The following is a 19,364-nucleotide window of genomic DNA, read 5'->3' on the forward strand; positions in this document are numbered from 1 at the left end:
CCTAGGTTAGGCTGGCTTCTTTTTGTGCCTTGTTAAGCTTTTATTCTGATACCCAAAGAACCACCAATTCCAATCTCCAAATAATTTCATTAGAGCAGGAACAAGAACCATCCTGACAATAGTAGCGTCAATAAAAATTGCAATGGCTATACCGACTCCTAGTTGTTTAATCGGCATGACACCCGTAAAGGCAAATGCTCCAGTAACAACAATCATAATCGCAGCCGCGGAGGTAATAATTTTACTCGTATACGTTAAGCCGGATATTGTAGCTTCAGTATTATCACCAGTTTTTAAATAAAACTCCTGAATTCTCGAAATCAAAAACACTTCGTAATCCATTGAAAGTCCAAATACGAGAGTGAATACAAAAACAGGTAAAATCAGGGCAATATCGGTAGGTTCTACTCCTAAATGCCCCTGTTGGAAAATCCAGACAACAATTCCGAACGTGCAGCTTAAGCTTAATATATTCATTAATATAGCCTTTAAGGGAATTAGGATTGACCGAAAGGCGGCCATAAGAATGAAGAAGGTTGAGATAACAATTAATAATAATCCTATAGGAGCTTTTTCATAAATTTCATCAAAGATTTCCTGCTCAAACTTTATCGCTCCGCCAAAATGGGCAGTTATGCCCAACTCCCTGGTGGACCAATCACGAATCCATTCTCTAGCTTTTGGGGAATGGTCATTGGTGTTTAAAAAAACTTCAATCAACATTTTATTGCCTTGAACAAAATAGTCCAGAATGGGTGCAGTCTGTTCTCTTTGTCCAAAAAGAAGCAGTTGGGACAGCATTTCTACATCCTGGATGCCAGTCACAGAAAAAGGAGAATCTACGGAATCAACCAGTTTATCTTTTGAAAGCTCATCGAGAAAGCTGCTTACCTTCTCGAGGTTGTTGGTTTCTAAAACATTTCCTTTTGTTTCAAGCACCACAGAAACTTTCTTTTCATTTCGTTTATCTTCTGGGATAAAGTTCTCCTCAAAGGCTTCAAAAGCTGCTCTTGATGGATACTTTGCCGGAAGTGATTCTGTCCCTGGGATCGACATCGTCATCTGAGCAACAGGGATAAGACCTGCAAGCAGTATCGCTAGAGCTGCCGCTGCCATAAGAACCGGGCGCCTCATTACAAACTTTGCAAATCTATGCCATATACTCGTTTTATTATCGTTTATTCGAAGGACACTGAATTTATTAATTTTAGCTCCAAGAACAGCTAGTATGGCAGGGAGAAAGGTTAAGGCGCAGAAGGCAGAAATGAATACTACTGCCATCCCTCCAAGAGCAACATTTTGAAAGATATCGATTTGAATAAACCATAAGGCAGATAAACCAATAAAAACACATAGACCAGAAAAAATAATAGACCGTCCCGCGGTTGCTACGCTAATTTTAATGGAATCTTCAATGGACTTGGTATGTAACTCCTCTTTATAACGGTTTATTAATAACAGGGCAAAATCGATACTTAAAGCGAGTCCTATCATTGGGACAATATTTAAAATAAAAATAGTCAAATCTGTACCATAACTAAAAAAGTAAACAGCACCCATTGTCGTTAAAATTGATACTACCCCGATGACAATGGGAATAGAGGCAGCGATTAAGCCGCCAAAGGCAAGGACTAAAACAATCATTGCAATCGGCAGTCCAATCATTTCAGCTTTTGCTAAATCTTCTTGGCTGGCGATATTAAGGTCTTGAACGATAATAGGCTCACCTGTCATCGTAACCTTTAATCCCTTTTTATTTTTCAGAATCTTGTTCAATTGTTGTATTTCATCACTTAAGCCTTCCGCACCTTTATTAAAAGATATAAGGCCATAAGCATACTCCTCTGCTATCATTCCATCTCGATCATAAGGGGTAGTAATACTTTTAGCCCCATCAAATTTTTTCAGGTTCTCGAAGGTCTCTTTGATAAATTGATTCCAATTATCGTCACTTACGCTGCTTTCTCTTTGAAAAACAAGAATAATGGAAGATTTCGCATGACCAAAATCTTTTTCAAGCAGTTTTCTTGTTTCATTGTATTCCCCTTTATACTCAAATCCGTTGCCGCTGAGTACAGAAGGTAATTTTATTGCGAACACTCCTGATATTCCAATTATCAATATCCAAAGCGCCAGTACCCATTTGCGATAACGGTATATGATGCTGCCGAGGGTCTCCATTTTACTGCCTCCTTTTTTTGGAAATCATCCCTTACCATAGTATAGCAGAACTCATAAAGAGTTATGGTTTACTATTTCGTGGCGAATGAAATGGATTAAATATGATAAGAATGATTCCCTCAATGAATAACGAAAATACAAAAATAAGTGAATAACATTAATCTGAAATAATGTTCACTATATATTTTATAAATGTAAAAAGATATGGATTTAACATGTGTCTTGTTATAATAATAAAAAAGCCAGGAAAGAAGGTGTAAACAATGGAGCAAGAAAAGCTTGGTAAAGTAATAGAAGCAGCAAAGTTATATTATTTATTGGATCATAATCAAAACGAAATTGCCAAGATATTAGGTGTTTCACGTCCTACAGTTTCCCGCTTATTGCAGCTTGCAAAAGAGAAGGGAATTGTCCAAATAAATATCATCGACCCAACGGAAGATGTTGAAAATTTAGCTGCAAAGCTAGAAAATAAGTTCAATTTAAAAAGAGCAATTGTTACGCCTATTCCGCAATTCGAAAATCATATTATCAAAAATTATCTGGGAGAAAAAGCTGCATTATTTCTAGATGAAATTGTAAAGGATCAGGACATTATTGGTGTTACATGGGGAACGACACTATACCATATCGCGGTGGAGCTAAAACAGAAATTTGTCAAAGATGTAAAGGTAGTTCAGCTAAAAGGCGGGGTCAGTCACGCAGAAACCAACAATTACGCGTCAGAGATCTTGTATCTATTTGGAAAGGCGTACAACACAACACCTTTAAATCTCCCTTTGCCTGCGATTGTTGACCATGTTGTTGTAAAACAGGCTATGGAAGCAGACCGTCATATTAATAAAATTCTTGAATTGGGTAAAATGGCGAATATCGCACTATTTACCATCGGTTCAATCAAGAAAGATTCGTTACTATTTCAAATGGGATATTTTACTGATAGTGACCAAAAGGTATTAAATGAAAAAGCAGTAGGGGACATTTGTTCACGATTCTTTGATAAAAATGGCGAAATATGTGATGACGGCCTTAATGGAAGAACATTAGGTGTGAAACTTGAGGATCTGCGAAAAAAGGAATATTCCATTCTAGTTGCAGGCGGTCCTAATAAAATTGATGGAATCTACGGTGCATTAAAAGGCCAATATGCCAATGTACTAATAACAGATCAATTCACAGCAAAATATTTACTTGATAAAAACTCATAGGTACATAATTTTACATTCGTTCATTTATGTGTTTACAAATGTTCAATGTGTTGATATAGTTAGAGTGTCATAAAAATTGGAATATATAGCTTTGTAAAACAGGGAGGATAAGCAAGATGACTCAAAATGTTACAAGAATGATTGATCATACATTATTAAAAGCAAATGCAACAAAAGATGAAATCGTGAAGTTAGTAGAAGAAGCTAAGAAATATTCTTTCGCTTCCGTATGTGTTAATCCGACTTGGGTTAAAATATCAGCAGATATGCTTAAAGATACTCCAGAAGTAAAAGTATGTACCGTAATTGGTTTTCCTCTAGGTGCTTCAACACCAGAAACGAAAGCTTTTGAAACGAAAAATGCGATTGAAAATGGTGCAGCTGAAATTGATATGGTAATTAACATCGGCGCCCTTAAGGATAAGCAGGATGATTTAGTTGAGAGGGATATTAAAGCTGTTGTTGAGGCTGCGAAGGGTAAAGCGTTAACAAAAGTTATTATCGAGACATGTCTTTTAACGGATGAAGAGAAAGTAAGAGCATGTCAACTTTCTGTTAAGGCTGGAGCTGATTTTGTAAAAACCTCTACAGGGTTCTCTACAGGCGGGGCTACAGTTGAAGATATCCGAATAATGAGAGAAACCGTTGGACCAGATATTGGTGTAAAAGCTTCTGGCGGCGTCCGCAGCCGTGAGGATGCACTTGCTATGATTGAAGCAGGCGCTACGCGTATCGGTGCAAGTTCAGGAGTTTCTATTAGTAAAGGTGAAATTTCTCAAAGCAATTATTAACTAACGATTTGAGGGAAAAGGATGAAAGAAGTAGTATTAGCTTTAGTTGCTGGATTAATCGTTGGAATCATATTTAAATTTATGAGGCTGCCATTACCTGCTCCACCCGTATTTTCCGCAGTTGTTGGGGTTTTCGGTGTTTATTTTGGAGGCGTTATTGCCAGTTGGATGGTCAAATTTTTCCAATAAATAAAGTTGTGTGCGGAGTGTGAAAAGGATGGATGAAAAACGACTTTTGGAAGAAGCATTAAAGGCACGCGGGTATGCATATGTGCCGTATTCTAAATTTCAAGTGGGTGCAGCACTTTTAGCAAAAGATGGGAAAGTATTTCGTGGGTGTAATATTGAAAATGCTTCATATGGAATGACAAACTGCGCAGAAAGAACAGCTTTATTTAAGGCATACTCTGAAGGTGTTACTCAATTCGAGTCACTTGTAGTTGTAGCCGATACTGATGGACCAGTTTCTCCTTGTGGGGCCTGCCGGCAGGTAATTTCTGAGCTTTGTGATTCCGAAATGGAGGTTATCCTTACGAATTTAAAAGGGGATATTCAAAGAATCACTGTGAAAGACCTTCTTCCAGGTGCATTTTCTCCAGATGATTTAAAATAAAACGAGAGGCAGGATAAGAATCCTGCTTCTTTTTTTATTTGAAGTATCCTTTAATCGACAAAATTATTCAATTTTCATCATTTTTTGATATTATTTATTGTACCCTTGTTTAAATACGATTAGAATCTAAATATATCTTTTTCATGCTTTTCAATGAAAAGGGCATAATTAAAAGAATAAAAACAGAAAATTTATCAATGGAAAGAAAATGAAAGAGGAAGAAAAGAGTGGATAATATTAAGCTAGAAAACAAAAAGAAACTGTCAATTTCAATTATCGATAATGATGTCATGATTCAATCCATGCTGGTGAGAATCCTTAATTTGATGAATATTGAACGGTTTGAGTTAGATATAAAAACATATAAAGATGGTATTCAATTTTTTGAATCAAAACGCATAGAAGAAACAGATGAACATTTATTAATTCTTGACGGCATTATGCCAGGAATGGATGGTATTGAGATTTTACAAAAAGTAAAAAGTGACTTGAGCAGGCATGTTTATGTATTAATGCTTTCAGGAAGAAAAAGTCCGGCTGAAATTAACAAAGCATTAAAACTAGGTGCGGATGATTATGTAACCAAACCTTTTAGTATCAAGGAGCTCCAGACAAGAGTACAACAAATTATTCAAAGGATGAAGCAATGATCAATCAAGAGATTATGTTTCTATCTATAATTACATTGTCACTGACGTGCATACTATCATTATTATTACTTTATTTGATAATTCGGAAGGTACGAGATATTAAAAAAAGAAGAGAAATTGAAGACTATAAAAATAAAGTAAACACACAAATTTTTTCGATAATAGCAGAAGGTCAATCTTTCAGGGGAATACGGTGTGAAACAGCAATACAACAAAAGGCAATGGAAGAATTATTAAGCAAATATGTGAAGATTCTAGAAGGTAAGGAAGAGAAAGAAAGATTATCAAATCTAGCTTCTCTTTCTTTAGAGGGATACTATCGAAAGCGGCTTAAAAGCAAGAGATGGAGCCACCGTATGAATGCACTTTATCATATTGAAGATTTTCATATGACAAACCTTAAAAATGAAGTCGTTCTTTTAAGTAAAAAGAAAAACATTACACATCAAGAAACAATTCATATCCTTAGAATCTTAGCCTCGTTCCAATTTAGCGGTTTAAAGGACATGCTTCCTAAACACTATAATGATTTATCGGAGTATGAGTACCGAAGTATCTTAATGAAGTTAACTCATAGTTTATTTGATCAATTTGTGTTAGATTTTCACAAAAGCACCCCCGCACTTCAATATGCCATACTTGATGTTATCTCACTAAAAAAAGCGTTAGAGTACCGATCTTTTACAGAGAATATTTTTATTTCCTATAAAGGGGAAGTTAGGCTAAGGGCTTTGAAGGCTTTAGCCGAATTAGGATTTGTAAGCAATATAGAACCATACCTGCAATTATTACACTCTGCCAGCTGGCAAGAGAGGATGGTAGCGGCAAAACTTATAGGTTCTATAAAAGCTGAAAAAGGAATTCCAAGGTTAATTGAACTGCTCCATGATCAGAATTGGTGGGTCCGTTCACAGGCAGGCCAATCTATTAGTCAGTTCCCAGATGGTAAGGCAATTTTGCAATCCGTTTTAGAAACCTCCGAGGATGCTTTTGCAAGAGACATGGCTTGGGATTGGCTTCATAAAGGAGTATAGAACATGCTAAATTTACATTGGCTGGATATTGTATCTGTTTTTGGCTGGTTTATTGCTGTATACATGGTGATTGTTATTGTTTTCTATTCTGTTATTCTAATGATCTCAATGTTTCAGCTTCGCAAAGAATATCAATTAGACCGAATACAGGCCTTTGAGGATTATATGGATGAATTTTACACAAGACCAGTCTCGATTATTGTTCCCGCCTATAATGAGGAAGCGGGAATTATTCAAAGCGTACGATCACTATTGAGCGTAAATTATCCTACTTTTGAAATCATTGTTGTCAATGATGGTTCAACGGATGAAACATTGAAAAAAATGATTGAACAATACGAGATGAAAGAAATCAGCAGAGTTGTTCGTAAACAAATTAATACCAAACCGATTAAGACTATCTATCAATCCACTATTCTTTCTAATCTTTTCTTAGTTGATAAGGAGAATGGCGGGAAAGCAGATGCATTGAATGTTGGCCTTAATTTTTCCCACTACCCTTACTTTTGCTCCCTGGATGGTGATTCTGTATTGGAGCCAGATGCCTTTCTTAAGGTCATGAAGCCCATCATTGATTCTAATGAAGAGGTAATTGCCTCTGGTGGCAGTGTTCGTATTGCTAACGGCTGTGAAATTAAAAATGGACATATATTGAAGATAGGTCTCTCTGATAATCCCTTAGTCATCATGCAAATTATAGAATATCTCCGTGCCTTTCTCATGGGAAGAATAGGTTTAAGCAGACATAATCTGTTGTTAATTATTTCTGGTGCTTTTGGTGTTTTTTCGAAGCATTGGACAATTGAGGCTGGCGGCTATAAGACAGATACCGTGGGGGAGGACATGGAGTTAGTTGTCAGGATTCATCGTTTGTTAAAAGAAAAGCGGGTAAACAAAAAGATTGTTTATGTTCCCGATCCGGTTTGTTGGACTGAAGTCCCTGAAGACATGACCATATTGAGAAGGCAAAGACGGCGCTGGCACCGAGGACTATTTGAAAGCTTATGGACACATCGAAGGCTGACTTTTAACCCTAAATATGGTTCCATTGGGATTATTTCATTTCCCTATTTTTGGGTTGTTGAGTTTTTGGGACCAATTATAGAGTTTCTAGGATACATATTTATGGTTCTCTGTCTGTTTTTGGGCGGTGTTTATATCGAATTTGCAATATTATTATTTCTCCTTTCCTGCCTTTATGGGTCACTTTTTTCAATGGCAGCAGTGTTATTAGAAGAGTGGAGTTTAACAAAATACCCAAAAGTAACGGATATTATAAAGCTTTTTCTATATTCATTAACGGAAACCATTTGGTATCGTCCTATAACGGTATTTTGGAGATGCGAAGGAGTATGGCAAATGCTGATAGGGGATACGAGCTGGGGAGAAATGAAAAGAAAAGGTGTTTCAAAATGACAAGACAAACCTCCTTAATTGTGTATGCAATTTTATTTATTATTATCCTGTTAAGTCCTTACTGGTTTTGGCTGTTACAGCCTTCTAAAGAGTTAAATGTACTCATCTATGATAAGACTGTGCCGGATCAAACTTATAGAGAACACAAAGGACTCGTATGGATATTAAATAATGCTAAGTACGTAAAGGAAAATAAAAAACCTTATGACATAAATGAAGATTATAAAGGTTTTATCCCAAAAGATGGACAACAATATACTATTACATCTTTACCTGAGAATTTAAAAAATTATGACGTTTATTATTTAACCGATCAATATGGAGTGTACGAAGAAGATTTTATTGGTGAAAACGAAACTGGTGAGAGATCTTCCATCATATACGGAGGCTTGGAGTCATCGGATGTAGATCGAATAGAACAAGCCTTACTTTCCTCCAAAGGCAAAACATTGATTGCAGAATTTAATACATTTGCCAGTCCGACTCCTGCTGCCGTCCGTGATAAAATTGCAAACCTTTTAAATCTAGAATGGACAGGGTGGATTGGCAGATATTTTCCTGACCTAAACAACAAGGAAGTGCCGGTTTGGGTGAGAGAACAATACAAGGCAAATGGAGGACAGTGGGCTTATAAAGGAGAAGGCTTTGTTTTCGTAAGTAAAAATAATGAAATTGTAGTGGTCGATGAAAAGAATATATCAGAAAGCGGCGCCTTATTTAAACTAACAAAAAAAGGAGAGAACTTCTTTAATCGGGAACTTCAAGGTGAATATCAATATTGGTTTGATATTAATTCTGCTGGAAACAAAGATGAAGTACTAGCAGAATATCATCTTCCAATCACAGCAAAGAAGAAGGAAGAGTTGCTCGGACTGGGAATACCCGCTGATTTCCCTGCAATCATCCATCATCAAAATGCAAGATATAATTCCTATTACTTTTCTGGGGATTATGCCGATGAGGCAGAGGTTCCGGCTATCTATCAAACCAAAGGAATTGATCTTTGGAAGCAGCGTTTTGGAACACAAGATTCGTTCTATTGGGAAGTATATGTTCCTATGATGAAATCATTATTAGATACTGGTCTAAATAAAACCCTCAAACAAGAAGAAGTTGAAGTTGTAGAAGTTAACAAGATTAAGACCAATAGCAAAACAGGAGATTCTTATATACAAGTACAAAAAAATGGCGAATGGAACGATTTCTTAATAAAAGGTGTCAACATGGGAATTGGCAAACCCGGCTATTTTCCAGGAGAGACTTCCATAACGAAGGAAGAATATTCACGTTGGTTTAGAAAAATTGGTGAAATGAACGCCAATGCGATTAGAATTTATACGCTGCATCCTCCGGAGTTTTACGAAGCTTTCTACGAATATAATTTGGCTGCAGATAAACCGTTATTTCTATTTCATGGCTCCTGGGTGAATGAAGAAAAACTGATTCAACACCAAGATGCATTCGCTCCAGAAGTTATAGAGGACGCACAAACGGAAATTAAGCATTTAGTGGATGTTATTCATGGTCAGGCTGAGCTGCCTGTACGGCCCGGACATGCCTCTGGTATTTACAAATATGATATTTCAAAATATGTTCTTGGGATTATCGTAGGGACAGAATGGGATCCATATATGGTGACTAGCACTAATCTAAAGCATATGGATATAAAAGAATTTGATGGGGTATATTTTAAAACAACTAATGCAAGTGCATTCGAAATTTGGTTAGCGCAATTGATGGAATATACAGCCGCTTATGAAACTACACAATACAATTGGCAGCATAGTATCAGTTTTACCAACTGGGTGACGACCGACCTGTTAGCGCATCCCTCAGAGCCTTTAGAAAATGAAGATCTAGTTTCGATAAATCCGAATCATATTCTTTCAGCTGATCGTTTTTTTGCCGGTTTATTTGCTTCTTATCATATTTATCCGTACTATCCTGATTTTTTAAATTACGAGAAAAAATACTTAGACTATGTAGATTCAACAGGTAAAAAGAATAATTATGCAGGATACTTAAATGATTTAATTGCATCACATAAAATGCCGGTGCTGGTAGCTGAATTTGGCGTACCATCTTCAAGAGGATTAACGCACAAAAATGCCTATGGAATGAACCAGGGTTTTCATTCTGAAGAAGAACAAGGAAAGATAAATCAGAGATTATTTAAATCCATTGTTTCAGAGGGATACGCAGGAGGACTGATCTTCACTTGGCAGGATGAATGGTTTAAACGGACTTGGAATACGATGGATTTTGATAATCCTGACAGGAGACCGTACTGGAACAATCAGCAAACAAACGAACAGCATTTCGGACTGCTTTCTTTTGAACCAGGGGAAAAAGATACAGCGATTTTAGTAGACGGTAACCCAATTGATTGGAAAGATACCAATAGTAAAACCATTTTTAAGTCAAGTGAAACGAAGGAAGTTATAAATGATGTTAAAATATCCTCTGATAGTGGATATCTATATTTTTTACTTTCATCAGCAAAACCAATTAACTTTGCTGAACAATCAATTTATTTACTCCTTGATACCATTGGCGAACAGGGGCAAAACACGATTCATTTTTCAAAGGAAGCTGAATTACAAACGGATTTGGGTGTAGACTTTTTAATCAGTCTAACTGGGGAAAAAAGTTCAAGAGTTATGGTAGACAGTTATTATGATACTTACTACTACCTATATGCTCATATGCTGAATATGGAAAAAAGAGAACCTTATCCAAATCAAAAAAATAATGGCGTATTTCATCCTATTCGGTTAGCACTTAATAAAGAATTGACCATCCCATCAACAAACATCTTAGTACCGTTTGAGGGATATGAAACAGGTGTATTACAGTTTGGTAATGCTAACCCGGAACATGAACAGTTTAACTCACTGACTGATGTTAGTATGAGCAGCGATAAAAAAATCATTGAAATAAGGATCCCTTGGCAGCTCGTAAATGTTAAGGATCCAAGCTTAAAAGAAGCAATGGGGGACGTATGGAAGAACGGTTTAGCCGCGAGTGAAACGATTGAGAGAATTCGGATTGCTGCAGCAGCAATCGAACAAGGTAAACTTGTCCAGACGATTCCTAAACAATCCAATAATAACCAGCTCCTGCAAAAAGATGTATTTCTCTATTCATGGAATAAGTGGGAACAGCCATTATTTTATGAAAGACTAAAGAAATCTTATGGTATTATAAAGGAAACATACGAAGAAACGAGGTTAGAAAAGTAAAAGAAGGTGCAGTTTTTGAATAAAAAAATTGGTTTTATCGGTGCTGGGGACCTGACCAGCATTCCTTGGTTAGTAATGGAGAGCTGTACCCAAAAAAGTGAAGACATTAAAAGAACCTGCGACTTTGTTGCAGGTTCTTTTAATGTTGGTTAAATGTTTGAATACTAATAATGATGATTTGTGTTGACACAAGAAATGAAAATGGTTACAATGAAAAGGAATAATTATTCTGAATTTTCAAAACGTTTTGAAGCTAATTCAAAGGGGTGATTAGAAAATACTATTATGTATTGGAGATTCCGGTAAAGAGTATATCATGTCTTTTTTTTTGAAACTTATTACAATAAAACATAATACGAGTTAAGTTTACTGAAAGTAAGATTCATTGTTCATTACTTACCCTTAAAAAAGGGGAAGAATGTTTCAATATGCTTCTTATTACATTAAAAGTTGTTATGTGTTAATTTTTGTTGTTTATAGTTTGTTGAATTTTCTTAATAATATAATGGGGGGAATGTAAGATGAAAATGAATTCTATTAAAATGTTTCTTCTACTAATTAGCATAATACTCGTTATAGCAGGATGCAGTTCAAATAGTACTCAAGGAGAGAGTGACTCTACATCGTCTGATTCTCCAACAAAAGTTGTTTTCTGGGATTTATTTAGTGGAAACGATGGGACGGTAATGACTGAGATGGTCAACGAATTTAACAAAGAACATCCATCCATTAAGGTTGAAAAGATTACACAAGAGTGGGGAGAATATTACACAAAATTAACTACTTCAGTTTTAGGAAATAAAGCTCCAGATCTTGGAATATCTCATGCAACTAGAGTCATGCAATTAGAACATGAGGGAGTTATCCAACCGATGGGTGAAATTGCGGAGGCCAATGGAATCAATTTTGATGACTTATCTGAAAATGCAGTGAACTCTACTATTATTGATGGAACAAATTATGCTGTTCCACTAGACTATCATGCATTCTTGCTCTTCTATAATAAAAAGCTTTTAGGTGATTTGAATTTGTTAAATGCTGAAGGACAACCTGAGTTTAATAATTACGAGGAATTTATTAGTCTTTTGGAAAAAGTGAAAGAAGAAAATCCGGATATTACACCTTTAGCACTTCGAGGACAGGGTACTCATCCACTTCGTTTATGGTACACATTTTATAAACAATTAGGTGGGGGAGATATATATAGTTCAAAAGATGCTAAAGCGACAATTGATAAAGAGATTGGAAAAAATTCATTAAAGGCAGTTTATGATTTATATAATACTTACAAAGTTGTGCCTCCTAAAATTGAGAATATTGATGAAATGTTTCAATCTGGAAAAGCCGCATTTATGATCAATGTCACTGGCGCTGTTGATAATACGTATAAAGTTTTGGGTGACGACTTAGGTGTTTTAAAGTTCCCTACTTTATTTGACAAGCCAAGTGTATATGCTGACTCCCATACATTTATTTTGCCAACTAATCCTAATAGAGACGAAAAGACAACAAAAGCAGCCATGACATTTGTTAAATGGGTCACCGATAACGGATGGAAATGGTCTAAAGCTGGGCATTTGCCAGTTTCTAAAAATGCATTAGGGTCAAAGGAACTAAAGGACCAGCCATTCCGTTCCGAATATGAATCGGAATCGGAATATATGGAATATTTACCACCGAATGAAAAAGTATGGTTCGCAAATTCTTCAGAACTCATGGATGTGCTTGATAGTATTTGGATTAAGAACGTTTCAGTAGAAGAAGGATTGAAAAAAGTAGAACAGGTAATAAACGATCAACTGCAAGATTAATAACTTAATTAACAAGGAATGACCGAAAACAGGGTGTCAGACACCCCCTACAATATCAAGGTGGTCTGTGGTGGGGTGTCAGGTATTATTGTTCACACACTTGTATTCAAAATTGGAAAGGAGGAAAAAAGGATGGAACAATTTCCCGAAGTAACGAGTAAACAGGCTAAAGTAAGAATAGATAATGAGGTAATTTATTTTTCAATAAAAGAGTCTAGGTGGAAATTGATCAAGAAAAATGTTAATTCTTATATTCTTCTATTACCTTTTTTGTTGATTTACTCTATTTTTACTTTATATCCTGTTGCGAAGGGTTTTTTTGTAAGTTTTTATGATTGGAAAATTCTCGGTGATAAAACCTTTATTGGTTTACAAAATTATATAAAAGTCTTAACTGACCCGATATTTTTCAGCTCATTATGGCATACGCTATTATTCGTGGTTCTTTCAACGCCAGTGATTGTACTAGTAGGATTTATCCTTGCCTTAATTGTACACCAACCACTAAAAGGTCAAGTTATTTTTAGATTAATCTTCTTTATGCCCATGGTGTTAGCGGTCTCTGTAGTTGCAAGTGTTTGGGAAGCCGTTCTAGATAACTACAGTGGAATGGTAAACTCACTTTTAAAAGTAATAGGAGTCAAAAATGATATTTTATGGTTAGGAGACCCTGTTCTAGCATGGATTTCAATCATTGGTATTACGTTATGGTGGACAGTTGGATTTAATATGGTTATCTATCTAGCAGGGCTCCAAGATATTTCAGATGAACTATATGAAGCTGCTAAAATTGACGGCGCCAGTCCATGGGATCGATTAAAACATATCACAATTCCATCCTTAAAACGGGTAACACTTTTAGTAGTTTTCCTACAAATAATTGCTTCGTTTAAAATCTTTTCACAGGTTTATCTGGTAACACAAGGGGGACCTGCAGGCTCTACTCGGACTATTATTCAATACATTTATGAGGAAGGGTTTCAAAAATATCAATTTGGGACAGCGTCAGCGATGTCTTATCTTTTTTTTCTTGTTCTATTAATATGGTCCTTTATTCAATTTAGGCTACAAAATAAAGAAGATTAGGGGGATGAAAATGGGAGATTTTATCGAAAAAAATGGAATCAAAATAACGTATACTTTTGCATTCATTCTAGCCTTGTTATGGATAATCCCACTGATCTGGGTTTTGCTTGTTTCTTTTAAAGCATCAGGTAGTCTTCTATCAGTTATCAATTGGTTAAAGCCACCTTTTTCAATAGAAAACTATGTACATGTATTTAGTAATGCACCAGTTCTTTTGTGGCTCTGGAACAGTTTTCTAATTTCAACTATTACAACAGTCTTTGTTCTTATCTTATCAGGATTAGCCGCTTTTCCTTTTTCCTTAAACCGCTTTCCAGGAAGTCGTATTCTATTTTGGATTATTTTAGCAGGACTAATGGTTCCAGGGGAGGCAATTCTAGTTCCTTTATATATTTTATTTAGGGATATGAATCTATTGGATACATATAGTTCTTTAATTCTACCAGTGATAGCCGTTCCATTTGGAATGATTTTTTTAAAGCAATTCTTTGATGGGTTACCAAAAGAACTATATGAAGCTGCAAAAATAGATGGGTGTGGAATGTATCGAATGTTATATCTAATCACATTACCTCTTTCACGATCTGCTATAGCTGCACTTGGTATATTCACTTTTCTAAGTACATGGAAAGAATTTTTGTGGCCTTTCATTAGCATAACCTCAGCAGATAAAATGACGATACCCGTTGGAATCCCTTTCTTTAATTCAGGGTTCGTTGTAGATTATACCATTCCGATGGCGGCAAATGTCATTGTATCTATTCCGGTACTCATTGTGTTCCTTATTTTCCAAAAACAGATAATAAAAGGGATTTCATTTACTGGTATTAAATAAATCAAATTCAAAAGGGGAGAGAATCAAATGAAAAATATAAATAAAAATTGGAAGGTAGAAAAAATTGAATGGGCAAGGTTAACCGGAATACGTCCTCGTCCTGCAGGATGTAATGCTAGACTAGGCGTTCATGGATGTGAAGTACCTATAGATATTGTACGAATTACAATTGATGGGATACAAGGTTTTGGGTGGTCTCGAATTACAAAGGAGAGTGCAGAGAAATTAATCGGTCTAACCGTAGGGGATTTGTTTACTGACGGGGGCAGAGTCAAAGAAAACTATTACTCAGTAGAGTTCCCGTTGTTGGATTGGATCGGGCAGGCTACAACAATGCCTGTTTATGAAATAATATCAGGTTTAAAAACATCAAACTATTCTGTACCTTGCTATGATACATCTTTATACTTTGATGATCTTCATCTAGAAAGTGATCAAGATGCAGTTAAGTTAATACAGTCACAAGCGTTAGAAGGGCTTAGAAAGGGTCATCGCCATTTTAAGATAAAAGTAGGAAGAGGTGCCATGCATATGCCTCTCGAAGAAGGTAAAAATCGTGATATTTCCATTATTAAAGGTGTTCGAGAAGTAGTGGGTCCTGATTCAAAAATCATGATTGACGCTAATAATGGATATAATCTTAACTTGACCAAAGAAGTCCTTGCTGCAACAGCTGATGCTAAGTTAACCTGGATAGAAGAGCCATTTCATGAAGACCCTGAATACTTAAAGGACTTAAAATTATGGTTAGATAAACAAAACTTAAATATCATGGTTGTTGATGGCGAAGGAGATGCCTCTCTAAACCTAGTAGGCTGGGCTAAGGAAGGACTAATCGACGCCATTCAGTATGATATTCGGTCTTATGGTTTTCATAAATGGCTGGAACTTGGAGCAGAATTAGATCAAGTAAATATTAAAACAGCACCACATAACTATGGTGGTTCATACGGGAATTTTGTACTCGGACATTTAGCACCAAATATAAATGGATTTTTATTAATTGAGTGGGATGAAATGAACATCCATGGAATAGATGATACAGCTTATAGGATTAATGCAGGGAAAGTTTCCATTCCTAATTTACCTGGGTTTGGTTTAAAATTAGATGATTCCTATTTTTTAAAGGTTGTTGAATCTAATGGGTGGTCTGTTAAAATGAATACAAAGGAGACCCTGCCAAAGTGAACTTAAATATCCTATTTCTGTTTTTTTAGGCCGGCAGATAGAAATAAAATAAAAAGGATTGAAGCACTGCTCTAGTAGTAACCTTCATTCCTTTTTTAGAAAGGAGCCATATATGAGAGACTTAAAAGTTTCTATAGATGATGAGGGACTGAAAATTTTTAAGGCTTTATCAAATGAACAACGATTAAATATTCTACGTGCTTTGAATCACGGACCTTTAAATGTAAACGAAATTTCTGAAAAACTACAACTTCCCTTTTCAACTACTGCTGTCAATATTCAAAAATTACAGGATTCAGGGATTATAACAACTGAAATAATACCTGGACATGGAAACCAAAAGGTTAGTTCAAAAAAATACGACAATATCATAGTGAATTTAAGCCCAGTGGATCTGACAAATCAGGAAGACCATTATATCATTGATTTACCAATAGGCGACTATGTAGATTGTCAGGTTGAACCCACATGCGGATTGGCAGATGAAAATGGTTATATAGGCCCCTTAGATAATCCTCGGATTTTTTTTGAGCCTAATAAAAGACATGCTCAATTGTTATGGTTTCGTAAAGGGTACATAGAATATCGATTTCCAAACCGATTACCTTTAAACGCGGTAATTAAAGAATTAGTCATTTCAACTGAAGCTTGCTCCGAAGCACCCTATCATCGAGAGGATTGGCCATCGGATATCACGATTTGGGTGAACAACATTGAAATTGGTACTTGGACATGCCTTAGTGACTTTGGAGGAGAAAGAGGTTTATATACTCCAATTTGGAGAAAGACATCGAGCACCCAATACGGCGAATTGAAGTATTGGAAAGTAGGACAAAACGGGTCCTATCTTGATAATAAGAGAATATCTAACATTACTTTAAAAGATTTGTCATTAGAATCCTTACCATATTTCCCTGTTCGAATAGGTGTAAAAGAAGATGCCAAAAATGCTGGTGGGTTAAATTTATTTGGACAAAGATTCGGAAACTATAAGCAAGGGTTAGTTATGAAAATTAGCTATCATAAAAAATAAAGCATGGTTTTTGAAGACGCTGTAATTCTTAAACAGAATGACATAATCGGATTCCACCGCGAGTTTCAATCTCGTCTCCTAATGAGACGGGATTTTTTGCTTACATTAATAAGTTTCTGGTCTTTTTATTACTGTTAAGGAAGTCATTAATCCTACGAAAATAATGGTAACTAATGAATAAAAGAATTTTTCTAATCCAACGACTTGAATTCCGCTTGTAATGACGAGACCATCAATCAAAAATATAATAATCCCTATATTAACCGATGTAAACTTGGTAATAATTTGAGCTAATAAATCAGTCCCGCCTGTACTAGTATCATAACGGAGCATTAAACCAATTCCAACTCCTACTAGGATACCCCCTATGATTGTGCTGGGAAAAATTCCAATCTGTATTTTTCCATTGATAAAAGACAGTAAGTCAATGCAAAATGATGAGATAATAAGCCCATGCAGACTATAGTAAAAATACCGCCTTTCAAAAAACCATGCCAAAATATAGAGAGGAAGACTTAATACAATCATTGTAAGTCCTGTAGGCCATCCATAAAAATAATGAAAGATTAACCCTAACCCGATCACCCCGCCATCGAGCAGATGATATGGAACGAGAAACCCGTTTACTCCAAGGCTTAAAAGTAAGCTGCCAACCAGCATGGCGATAATTTTTTGTTTCAATGTCATCACCCCAAACTTGTCCCTACATAAAAAGTATGAATATGATTTCCATTTAGAAGTGTTAGAAATAAAAAAAGAGGATTGTTTAACAGCGCCTTCTATTTTGAAGAAATAGTATGCCGTCATAGAATAAGGAGAATACTTAACTTATGGTATAATACGGTAAGGCAGAATTTTTATTAAAAGTTTTTTGCGAAAAATCAGGAGGAATAAGGATGCTTCAAGAAGAATATGAGTTATTGCTAAAAAGAACGGTTGAGGTTGCTCCAGATTGGCTAGTAAGCGACATAGAAGATATTTTGACTAAAGAAGGGAGACATACTGGGGTAAGTTATGTCATTTCCCAACTTCACGACAGATACAGTTTTAGCTTTAGACACATTTTGTCAGCCATTAACTTTTCAGATGAATGGACAACCGTTTCAAGAGAACGGTTAAGTTTTATTGATAATAATATTGATGTTATTGTTGCTTTGTATAATTTAAATAAAAAGAAAATAGCGAAAAAATTATAAAAAAACGCAAACTAATTCGTATCTGAATTGGTTTGCGCTTTTTTTATTGGCTGTGTTAAATGGGCCAGTTGATTATATTAAAAGAAAAGGTTCAAGATAAAATAAGAAATGGCTGCAATACCTGCTGAAATCGGGAGCGTAATCACCCAAGTGATCAGCATTCTTTGGGCCGTATCCCATTTTACTCCTTTTAATCGGTGCGAAGCACCAACCCCTAAAATACCAGAAGAAATAACGTGGGTGGTACTAACAGGAACATGTAAGAAAGTAGCTCCAAATATAACAGCTGCACCAGTTAAATCCGCAGCTACCCCGTTAATCGGTCTAATTTTCATAATCTTACCACCAACGGTCTTGATAATCTTCCAGCCTCCGACTGATGTACCTAATCCCATCGCCAGCGCACAGGAGAATTGTACCCAAAATGGAACTTCGGCGTTCTGCCCTAGATAACCGTTCGCAATGAGAGCCATCGTGATAATCCCCATCGCCTTTTGGGCATCGTTTGTTCCATGTGAATAAGATTGTAGTGCTGCAGTGGCAATTTGCATATATCGGAAATTACGGTTGGTTTTTGCTAAATTAGCATTTTTAAATACCACTTTGAAAATACTGTAAACAATATAACCCACAGCAAAAGCTAAAATAGGAGAAAGAATCAGTGCTTGTAAAATCTTTAAAAAGCCCCCATAATTAAGTGCGCCAAAACCTGCTGATGCCAATGCTGCTCCTGCAATGGATCCAATGATTGCATGGGAAGAACTGCTTGGAATTCCGTAATACCATGTTAATAAGTTCCAAAAAATGGCTGCAATTAATGCGGCTAAAATAACCACAGACCCGTTTTCAAGCGTAAAAGGGTCGACAATATCCTTAGAAATGGATTTTGCGACACCTGTAAACGTCATAGCTCCAACAAAGTTCATAATCGCGGCTAACATAATCGCTTGCCGTGGTCTTAGAGCTTTCGTAGAAACAGAGGTTGCAATTGAGTTTGCCGTATCATGGAACCCATTAATAAAGTCAAATGCAAGGGCACCAATGACAACTAAGATTATTAAAATTTCCATTTTTATGCTC

At 36.0% G+C, this 19,364-nt stretch carries 18 protein-coding genes; 15 read left to right on the plus strand and 3 right to left on the minus strand.

Annotated elements, in window-relative coordinates; all coding sequences use genetic code 11:
- Positions 1–6: 6 nt before the first annotated feature.
- Positions 7–2,181, minus strand: a complete 2,175-nt coding sequence (locus QNH29_RS06735) for an MMPL family transporter (RefSeq protein WP_283864048.1) — start codon at positions 2,179–2,181, stop codon at positions 7–9.
- Between the two features lie 263 nt (positions 2,182–2,444).
- Here QNH29_RS06735 and QNH29_RS06740 point away from each other — a divergent pair, with 263 nt between their 5' ends.
- The 14 genes from QNH29_RS06740 (at position 2,445) to QNH29_RS06805 (ending at position 17,088) form a co-directional block, all read left to right on the plus strand.
- Positions 2,445–3,389, plus strand: a complete 945-nt coding sequence (locus tag QNH29_RS06740; RefSeq protein ID WP_283864049.1) for a DNA-binding transcriptional repressor DeoR — start codon at positions 2,445–2,447, stop codon at positions 3,387–3,389.
- Between the two features lie 116 nt (positions 3,390–3,505).
- Positions 3,506–4,180: a deoxyribose-phosphate aldolase gene (gene deoC / locus QNH29_RS06745; RefSeq protein WP_283864050.1), complete on the plus strand. Its 675-nt coding sequence runs from the start codon at positions 3,506–3,508 to the stop codon at positions 4,178–4,180.
- Positions 4,181–4,201: 21 nt separating this feature from the next.
- Positions 4,202–4,369, plus strand: a complete 168-nt coding sequence (locus QNH29_RS06750; RefSeq protein WP_283864051.1) for a XapX domain-containing protein — start codon at positions 4,202–4,204, stop codon at positions 4,367–4,369.
- A gap of 28 nt (positions 4,370–4,397) precedes the next feature.
- Positions 4,398–4,793, plus strand: coding sequence for a cytidine deaminase (locus tag QNH29_RS06755; RefSeq protein WP_283864052.1), 396 nt, complete (start codon positions 4,398–4,400; stop codon positions 4,791–4,793).
- Positions 4,794–5,020: 227 nt separating this feature from the next.
- Entirely contained in the window at positions 5,021–5,443 is a 423-nt protein-coding gene (locus tag QNH29_RS06760; RefSeq protein WP_283864053.1) for a response regulator transcription factor, read from the plus strand.
- Complete coding sequence (locus tag QNH29_RS06765; protein WP_283864054.1) at positions 5,440–6,477, plus strand: HEAT repeat domain-containing protein; 1,038 nt, start codon at positions 5,440–5,442, stop codon at positions 6,475–6,477. Before QNH29_RS06760 ends, QNH29_RS06765 begins: the two co-directional genes overlap by 4 nt.
- 3 nt (positions 6,478–6,480) lie before the next feature.
- The gene (locus QNH29_RS06770) at positions 6,481–7,893 is read left to right on the plus strand and encodes a glycosyltransferase family 2 protein (RefSeq protein WP_283864055.1); all 1,413 of its coding nucleotides are present in this window, start codon (positions 6,481–6,483) and stop codon (positions 7,891–7,893) included.
- Positions 7,890–11,135, plus strand: coding sequence for a hypothetical protein (locus tag QNH29_RS06775; RefSeq protein WP_283864056.1), 3,246 nt, complete (start codon positions 7,890–7,892; stop codon positions 11,133–11,135). Before QNH29_RS06770 ends, QNH29_RS06775 begins: the two co-directional genes overlap by 4 nt.
- A 15-nt stretch (positions 11,136–11,150) precedes the next feature.
- A complete protein-coding gene (locus tag QNH29_RS06780) occupies positions 11,151–11,288 on the plus strand; it encodes a hypothetical protein (protein WP_283864057.1) in 138 nt (45 codons plus the stop codon).
- A 368-nt stretch (positions 11,289–11,656) separates the two neighbouring features.
- On the plus strand, positions 11,657–12,946 hold the full coding sequence (locus QNH29_RS06785) for an extracellular solute-binding protein (RefSeq protein ID WP_283864058.1): 1,290 nt from the start codon (positions 11,657–11,659) through the stop codon (positions 12,944–12,946).
- A 132-nt stretch (positions 12,947–13,078) separates the two neighbouring features.
- A complete protein-coding gene (locus QNH29_RS06790; protein ID WP_283864059.1) occupies positions 13,079–14,032 on the plus strand; it encodes a carbohydrate ABC transporter permease in 954 nt (317 codons plus the stop codon).
- Positions 14,033–14,042: 10 nt separating this feature from the next.
- The gene (locus tag QNH29_RS06795) at positions 14,043–14,867 is read left to right on the plus strand and encodes a carbohydrate ABC transporter permease (RefSeq protein ID WP_283864060.1); all 825 of its coding nucleotides are present in this window, start codon (positions 14,043–14,045) and stop codon (positions 14,865–14,867) included.
- Between the two features lie 27 nt (positions 14,868–14,894).
- A complete protein-coding gene (locus QNH29_RS06800; protein ID WP_283864061.1) occupies positions 14,895–16,055 on the plus strand; it encodes an enolase C-terminal domain-like protein in 1,161 nt (386 codons plus the stop codon).
- Positions 16,056–16,167: 112 nt separating this feature from the next.
- On the plus strand, positions 16,168–17,088 hold the full coding sequence (locus QNH29_RS06805) for an ArsR/SmtB family transcription factor (protein ID WP_283864062.1): 921 nt from the start codon (positions 16,168–16,170) through the stop codon (positions 17,086–17,088).
- 105 nt (positions 17,089–17,193) lie between these two features.
- Here QNH29_RS06805 and QNH29_RS06810 read toward each other — a convergent pair whose 3' ends face one another.
- Entirely contained in the window at positions 17,194–17,775 is a 582-nt protein-coding gene (locus QNH29_RS06810) for a YitT family protein (protein WP_283865549.1), read from the minus strand.
- A 209-nt stretch (positions 17,776–17,984) separates the two neighbouring features.
- Here QNH29_RS06810 and QNH29_RS06815 point away from each other — a divergent pair, with 209 nt between their 5' ends.
- Entirely contained in the window at positions 17,985–18,284 is a 300-nt protein-coding gene (locus tag QNH29_RS06815; RefSeq protein WP_283864063.1) for a hypothetical protein, read from the plus strand.
- 77 nt (positions 18,285–18,361) lie between these two features.
- On the opposite strand, the gene QNH29_RS06820 is transcribed toward QNH29_RS06815, so the two are convergent.
- Positions 18,362–19,354, minus strand: coding sequence for an inorganic phosphate transporter (locus tag QNH29_RS06820; protein WP_283864064.1), 993 nt, complete (start codon positions 19,352–19,354; stop codon positions 18,362–18,364).
- Positions 19,355–19,364: the final 10 nt, after the last annotated feature.

It is taken from the genome of Neobacillus sp. DY30 (genome assembly GCF_030123065.1).
Lineage (GTDB): Bacteria > Bacillota > Bacilli > Bacillales > Cytobacillaceae > Neobacillus.